Source organism: Streptomyces sp. ADMS, assembly GCF_033441795.1.
GTDB lineage: Bacteria > Actinomycetota > Actinomycetes > Streptomycetales > Streptomycetaceae > Streptomyces.
Map to the genome: position 1 here is coordinate 1 of NZ_JAVFVX010000194.1, position 7570 is coordinate 7570.

Below are 7570 nucleotides of genomic sequence, written 5' to 3' on the forward strand. Positions count from 1 at the left end.
TGGGGTTTTCCGGAGCCGCCTTCGGGATTCGAACCCGAGACCTACGCATTACGAGGGCCTGCAGGAACATCCTGAGTGATGCTGATGCATGCCGCATGGGCCTGTTTCCGCAGGTCAGCCTCGCGCGACACATCGAGCCATCCGTCTCCGGATGTCCTGTGCCACGCCATCCGCTCACGCATTGCTCACGCAGACCACAGAACCGGTCAGTACAGATGCTGTCGCATCCCAGCACAGCTACCGTGCACGTACTCCGATACCGTGCACGTACTCCGAGGGATGGTGTGACGTCACCTTCCTGTCGGCAAGTTTTAAATCTTTTGCTCGTCAAGCATTCGCAAATATTTTTCATAAGCCTCATTGACATGCTTCGGACTTCGAACCAGGATCCCCTCTTCCATCCGATAGGTCCGGTTTGGATCTCCCTTAAATGAAAGCCAGTTAAAGCTGGTATTGATCCAGATGTCATCCGAGATGAGAATTTTAGCGTGAGAATTTTTCAGGCGCACAAAGGTAAAGTCATCCTTAAACCGTGCAGCGAGATTCCTCAGCCTCGTTAGAGCCCTCTCGTGGCTATCTCGGTCATCTTCTCCGATCCCATAGGCGATATGAATTCGCACCTTTCTTCGCAATAGTCTTTCCAGGCTGGCAATAAATGTGGTATCCACAACAGAGTTCTTCACCCACGGAGCAACGATAAGCAGCCTTCGCTTGCTGTCGGTGAGGGATTCGCGCAGAAAATCGGGGTGCTCATGTACGCTCACATCGCGCACCTCAACATCGCCCTGTTCTGGCTTCTCGGAAGGTAGCTTTACTGCGGCTTCGACGGACTCATCTGTCGATGTGGATCGCTGGCGGGTCCTGATGGCCTCGAGATCCTCCGGAAGGGAGGGCCGGTTCGCCGGCTCGCCAACAGTAATGTTGAGAGCAGATGGCCCGCCTAGGCCCAGCAATGCCCTCTCGTGAGGAGCACTGAGTTGTCCGTCCACAACAACGCCGAGTTGGATCTCAGCGCGGGCATCATCCGAGAAGATGAGAAGCTTTACCGGAAGATAGCGATGCTTTTTCGGTGCCATCTTCTCGACAGCAAGAACCTCTAGCTTTCGCTGATGCTCATCTCCGTCTGAGATAAGCCTGTTGAGACTCGCAACTGTGACATCAGCCGAAACGATGCGCTGACTTCGAGCTGCTGGCAAGACAAGTAGACCCGCCTCCTCGGCCTCCTTCTTTTGGACGAGAAATTCCGGGCGATAGGACGCCACGTTCCAGGTCAATCGGTCGAATGTAACCGGCAGAGGGCGTTGGACAGGGCGAATCGCTTCAAGCTCCACAGCCATTAGCCGACCTTGCGGTGTCAATTCCACACAGGTCTTCTGACCTGCTGCACGCGCAAGATTATCCGCTGCCAACTGCTCTACGATGGCAGATTCGGTGAGCTTCGACTCCAATCCAAGAATATCGGCTATCTTTTCTGGATCGCGAATACCAATATTAACGAGCCGAATAACGAACTCGTCGAGCAGAGGAATTGATTTCCGCTCCTGAGCAAGGACGTCCACGTTTAGCTGTGTAACCGGAAGGGCTGCATCTGCTACGGCAACCAGGTGCAGCCCTGGGCGACTACCAGCATATCTTTTTGCGATGAAGGCATCAGATTCGTACACGCTCAGCCTCCGAAATCTTGCAATCCTCCGGATGGTCCTCGATATAGTTCACGACCTGCCGCAGCGCTCCTGGACTAGATCTGCAAAAGTCGGCGTCTCCGACAATCATAAGACCGTATCTAGCACGCGACAGTGCAACGTTAATCCGCCGCCAGTATTTTTCCCCAAGGAACCCGAATTTACCTTGCGGATTGCTGCGCGTCACCGAGAATACGGCAAGATCAGACTCGCGCCCTTGAACGGCGTCGACAGACTCAACCGTAACGTCAAGGTGCTGGAACTGGACCTTGGCAAGATTGCGGTGGATCTCGTCAATCTGCAACCTATACGGAGCAATAACCAACGCCTCAAGTCGTTTCCGATTGAACGGCTTAATGGCTCCGCGGTCGATCGCGGTATCAATGGCTTTGAGTCTACTCACAGCCAAAGTAGCTTCGGCCCGGTTTGCTACAGAGCCGCTTGAACCGTCTTGCTGAAATCGAGCAGCACCAAGATTTCCAGTGTCAATCCACGATACTGCTCCCCACAAGGCATTGTATCCAGGGATACCGTCAGTCTTTGGCGACCTCAATTTCTCGTCGTAGAAGCAGGTTGAGACGAGATCTCCAATTGGCCTGATCATTCGATACTGTTCAACCAGCTCCTGTTGAACTGGGGAAACAGTCCTTCCAATAAGATAGTCAAAGAGCGTGGTCGCCACAAAGTCTCGGTCGAGACCGTACTCATCGAGCTTCGCTATCGATCGCAACAGCTCTTCATCCATCGGCGGCAGCTGACGCGTATCTCCCACCAAGATCCACTGACGAGCGCGTGCAAGAGGCACGAGTGCTTCTGTAGCCGTCGCCTTGGACGCCTCGTCAAGGATGCACAAGTCGAAATCTAGATCTCGAACCGCACGATGCCCGAGAAATCCGATGCACGTTCCAGCAACTACATTTGCGGTTCGCAGGAAAACACTCGCCAGGTTCTTATCCGAAGTGAGCCGAAGCATCCAGTCAGCTTGGAGCTTAAGAAGACTCACGAGATGCAACGCTGAGCTGGTGCCACCAAGCAACAGATCAATCGCATCATGTGCTTCCTCAGGCGTAATTTCATCTCGAAGGGTGAGCGCACCTGCGATTTCAGCTCTCCCTGACTTGAGCAGTTCACCTTTACGCTCAAGCAGTCTATCGAGAAGGTCTCGGTCTGTTTCGACATCCTCGGCTAGCCCCAGTCCTGTCGCCAGATCCGAGGACGGTCCAGAGTTCGAAAGATCTCTCACTCTATTTTCGACGACCCCAATCTCAGCCAATACATTTGCGAGTTGCTGCAATACCAGGGCGGCGCGAAGGTGAGATTTGTCAATGCCGTGACGCTGAGCCTCGGCATCAAGGAATTCCTCAGTGCGCTTCTGGATACCACGAGCCCATCGCTCCATGGCTTTGTCCAACAGTAGATGCTGGACCGTAGTATCCACGTGTGGATCTTCTGGTCGCCCAAGGCGGACCAAGCCGGGAATTCCCGCTGTGTGCAGCCGGCCAAGAGCGTTATCGACTGCAACATGAGTCTGGCTTACGATCAAGATCCTAGCCTCGGGGCGCCGCCGGAGGAACTGGGAAACAATCTCTGTGATTACACTTGTCTTGCCTGTACCGGGAGGCCCTTGGATCAACAAGAAATCTTTGGCCCCAAGAGCATAGGAAACGGCGGAGCGCTTACTCTCATCGAGGTCGCCTCGCTGCCATGAATCAATGCCAATTTTTTCCGGAACGGAAGAACCAGCTGGGTCCAATAGCAGAGAACGGAGATCAGGTCGAACTGCGGTTTCATTTTTGATCCGCTCAACGGCTTCCTGCTGGCGGATAAGAGCCACCTTGGTGGCTTCCAAATAAGGAACCAGCTGTCCTCTGTTGGGTAGATTCCGAGCTTCCCTGCGGAAACGCAACGTAATTTGCTCTCCATCGTGGCTGACCACTTCCCCGCGCGCCAGCGTGCGTCGCGCTTCAGGGATAACGACTTCCCATTCTTGTCCGAGAAGATCAAGACGGACTTCCTCGGCGAGTGAGAATGTTACCTCTCTGCCATTTCTAGCCATCTCGCGGCCACGGTAATCAAGCGGCCGCCGTTCGCCCCGAGCTAGATCTTCACGAGCGTCAAGAACCTGAAGCCATTTATCAAATAGTTCGTTTTCCTCTTGTTGATCGCGGGCTACAACGTGTTCTTCTTTACGCGCCGCGATGTGCTTCTCAAGTGAATCAATAAGCGAATCGATACCACGCCTGGCTCTACGGAGATCAGACGGTTGGGAACACTGAAAGGAGAATTTTCGCCCGAGTGAACAAGCCACACGCTGGGCCTTGTCGCGCCATTCCTCTTCACATTTTTTGACTCCGACGATCACCAGGGAAGGTTCCGTCTGGTGACGCTTCAGGGTCATCTGGAAGTCATAGCCGGTGAGGTAAATGGTCTCCAGGTCATGACACTGATTTCCGGAGTCAAACCTGAACTCTGCATGCGCTCCCCTGCTGAGATCACGCTGAAGAATACTTGCAGCCGCGTGACGATCTTCGACTCCCTGATCGCCCAGTACCTTTTTCGTGGCTGCGCGCGTCAGTTGAAGCCACACGACCCCAGCACCAGCTTCTGAGTGTGCGGCTCGGGCATCGCTGATACCAGTGAGCCTCTGGGCTACCACTGCTCCATTAGCAGGACGCCGAGATGCGTCCTCAGCGACACATTCTTCGAGGAGTCGACGAATGTCAGGTGGCACATCCGCTCGCTGTAGCGCTGGTTGGATATCCTGCTGCCGCCTCAGGGTCTCGGAAGTCAGTGCCTGAATGAGGAGGACGCCAAATGCATAAACGTCGCGAGTGTAAGGGAGTGTCGCCATATCGCTCTCAGGCAGGGCATACGGCTCCGACCTAAAATCTCCCACCGTCAACCCGGGAGGACTGATTTTCTCTTGCATTTTCGAAATGCCAAAATCAGCCAGCTTAGGTACCCCGGCATCGTCAAACAGGACATTCTGCGGCTTGATGTCCCGATGGGCCACGCCGCTCAAATGCGCATGCGCCAAAGCCTCGGCAAGAGGCTGCGCGACTCCTGATGCCAGATGCTCCCAAGCGTAAGGGCCTTCCCGGTCCAGGCGATCCGCCAGCGACTCGTCGAGCCATTCAAGGACTAGAAAGTAACTTTCTCGCCCTGAGTCCCAACCAGAGTCCAAGAGTTGCACGATGTTTGGATGACGGACAGCTCGCAGGGCTTCTGACTCTCGTTGAAATAGCTGTCGAGTGATTTGCTCGTCTGGGACACCCCGAATGAACTTGATTGCGACATGAGAGCCGCCCGCATCGAAGTCGACCGCCTTATGGACCTCACCGAGTCCGCCGAGACGCTTGAATCCTTTGACAAGCACATAGCGGTCATTGACCTGCTCTCGCACGGACTCTCCCCTTAGCAGTGCGTCCGTCCCCCCGGACGGACCGTGACCAAGTATGCCGTAGCTCATACGGGCCCGCACGGGTGCTGCGTATTCTTTCGCAGGTTCCGCTACCTGCCCCGCAGTTCGGGCTCCCTCGGCCAGCCCCTCCCATGAAGTGGGAGGGCTATCGGCCGACATCCGACAGTGCAAGGGCTCGGACTGATCGTCCAACTTCGGCTGAGCTCACAGAGGTTCGCTTCGTCGGCCGAGAGAGAGGTGACCGCCTGGCCCCCGAGGGCACGGCACCGTTCAGGTCGTGGCCTCGGGAGACGAGCGTGTCATGCGGCTAGACATTCGTCTCGGAGTAGGACAGCACCGTGCGGCTGTCCGCCTTGTCGATGACGTGCCCCTTCGGGAGTTCGCTGTCTGGGGTGCTGGCCGGGTGGATGGTCATGTGCGGTACCGCGGCGCGGTCGGTGCTCCAGTCGGTGATGTAGGCGATCAGGTTCCGCGCAAGGGGGATCGCGTCGGGTCCATATCCAGCAGCGCCAAGTCGTGACGGTCGTTCGAGATCCGCGTTGTCGCGTTCGGCGATCAGGAAGGCGAGGGAGTCGCCAGACACGAGGGCAGGGCTGCGGCCGGGGATTGCGGGATGTCGTACACCGTCCTCCATGGCCTGCTTCGTGACTTCGATGCGGCAGACGGTGTCGTCGGAGGTTGCGGCGCGCAGCCAGATGCCGTCGAATGTCTCCTCGTTGCCGACCCGAGCTTGCGACCACAGTTCGGTGAGCGGGGTGGAGAGAAACGCGGCGAGCTGGTCGGGGTCGACGGGCTGGTCCTGGTCGTGGTGGAGGCGGACGGTGCCATTGGCCAGTTCGGTGGTGCGTTCGCCGTGCTGGCCGATGATGGGGACGAATCCGCACAGTTCCATGTCGTCGGAGACGAGGGTGTCGCCGTGGCGGGTGAGGGCGACGGAGCGAGTCTGGCCGCGCCAGCGGAGCGGAAGGACGAGGCGTCCGCCGTCGGCGAGCTGTTGCCACCAAGTGACGGGGACATCCCAGAGGCCGACGGTGGCGATCATTCGGGTGTAGGGGGCGTGCTCGGGTACTCCCTCCAGGCCGTCGCGCTCCATGACTCTGACGTGTTCGTAGCCGGTGCGGTTGAGGGCCTGGCGGGCGTGCAGGGTGACGCCGGGATCGATGTCGATGGTGGTGATCTGACCGTCGGGGCCGCCGAGTTCGGCGAGGAGGGCGGCGTTGTAGCCGGTGCCGGCGCCGATCTCCAGGATGTGGTCGCCGGGCTGTGGGTCGAGTTGAGCAAGCATCATCGCGACGGTGGACGGCACGGAGGCGCAGGACAGGGCGAGCGGGCCGTTGGGGTTGTCCTTGATGGTGACGGCCCGGTTGGTGTAGGCATCGGCCGGGGCGAGACCCGGCAGGTGGAGGTCACGGCGGACGATGCGCATGGCCTGCTCAATCGGGGCTGGCAGCGGGCACTTGGCAACGATCTCGTCCACGAGTCGGTTGCGCAGGTCGTCGAGGGTGGGGGTGCTGTTCACCATGGCTCTTTCAGTTGAGGAGGAGGCAGGTCTCCCACCCCGTGGGAGTGACGCGGGTGGGGTTGAGGGTGTGGAGCGCGAGCAGGATCCCGTCAACGCCGGTCAGGAGCCCAGCGGTATCGGGAAGCGGGTGCTTGGCCACATGGGTGACGAAGCGGGAGTGGAGGGACGGCAGAGCCCGTCGGAGTGCACTCTCCGGTGCGGTATCGGCGGCCGAGCGTTCGGCGGCAAGGCAGAGGCCGGCCCAGCCGTGGCAGACCGTGGCGTTGTCGACGCGGGCGAGCTGTTCGGTATCGGCGGCACAGGTCGTGAGGGCGTCCTCAGCCAGGCGCTGGGTCGTCGTACGCGAGCATGCGATTGCTGCGAGCTGTAAGGCGCGCGCAATGCCGGGAGTGCCATAGCACCACGATGGTCTGGCGGGGCGCTCCGTCGCCTGTGATCTGTTGATCCATGCGTCGAGGGTGATGGTCGCCGGCCAGGCGGGGCTGTCGTTGGTGAGGTAGTGCGCTCGCTGTTCTAGCAGGCGGCAGGCTTGCGTCAGAGCCTGGTGGTGGCCGGCCACGATGTGCCCTGCGCGCGTGCTCAAGGCAAGGAGCGCGACGGGCCCGGCGACACCGTGGGCCATGCCGAAGTTGCCGTGGCCTGTCGGCCAGGCAGCGTCGGGTCGACCGCTCGGGCTGTCCGAGGTCCACCAACCCGGCACTTCCTCACCGTTGACCGTGACCGGCTGCTGGAGGAGCTGCACAAGGTAGCGCAGGACATCGTCGAGCAGTTCCGAGTGCGTACCTCGGTGCAGAAGTAGCGCACCCAGTCCGGTCAGGCCGGAGATCAGGTCGTACTCCTGCATGCGTGGCGGGTTGCCCGCGTCGATACGGTGATGAGCGTCCGCGAGCCCCTCTCTGTCAGCCTTGGGTGAGACGTCCCGTTCTGCGGGGTTAGCCTGAGAGG

General features: G+C 58.8%; 4 protein-coding genes. All 4 read right to left on the reverse strand.

Features of this window, described 5'->3' with window-relative positions:
- Positions 1 to 311 precede the first annotated feature (311 nt).
- Entirely contained in the window at positions 312 to 1664 is a 1353-nt protein-coding gene (locus RB628_RS38570; RefSeq protein ID WP_318325316.1) for a hypothetical protein, read from the reverse strand.
- On the reverse strand, positions 1651 to 5085 hold the full coding sequence (locus tag RB628_RS38575) for an AAA domain-containing protein (RefSeq protein WP_318325317.1): 3435 nt from the start codon (positions 5083 to 5085) through the stop codon (positions 1651 to 1653). Before RB628_RS38575 ends, RB628_RS38570 begins: the two co-directional genes overlap by 14 nt.
- Positions 5086 to 5410: 325 nt before the next feature.
- Positions 5411 to 6625: a methyltransferase, FxLD system gene (gene fxlM / locus RB628_RS38580; RefSeq protein WP_318325318.1), complete on the reverse strand. Its 1215-nt coding sequence runs from the start codon at positions 6623 to 6625 to the stop codon at positions 5411 to 5413.
- Positions 6626 to 6632: 7 nt separating this feature from the next.
- A partial coding sequence (locus tag RB628_RS38585; RefSeq protein ID WP_318325319.1) for a lanthionine synthetase C family protein occupies positions 6633 to 7570 on the reverse strand: 938 nt, incomplete at its 5' end.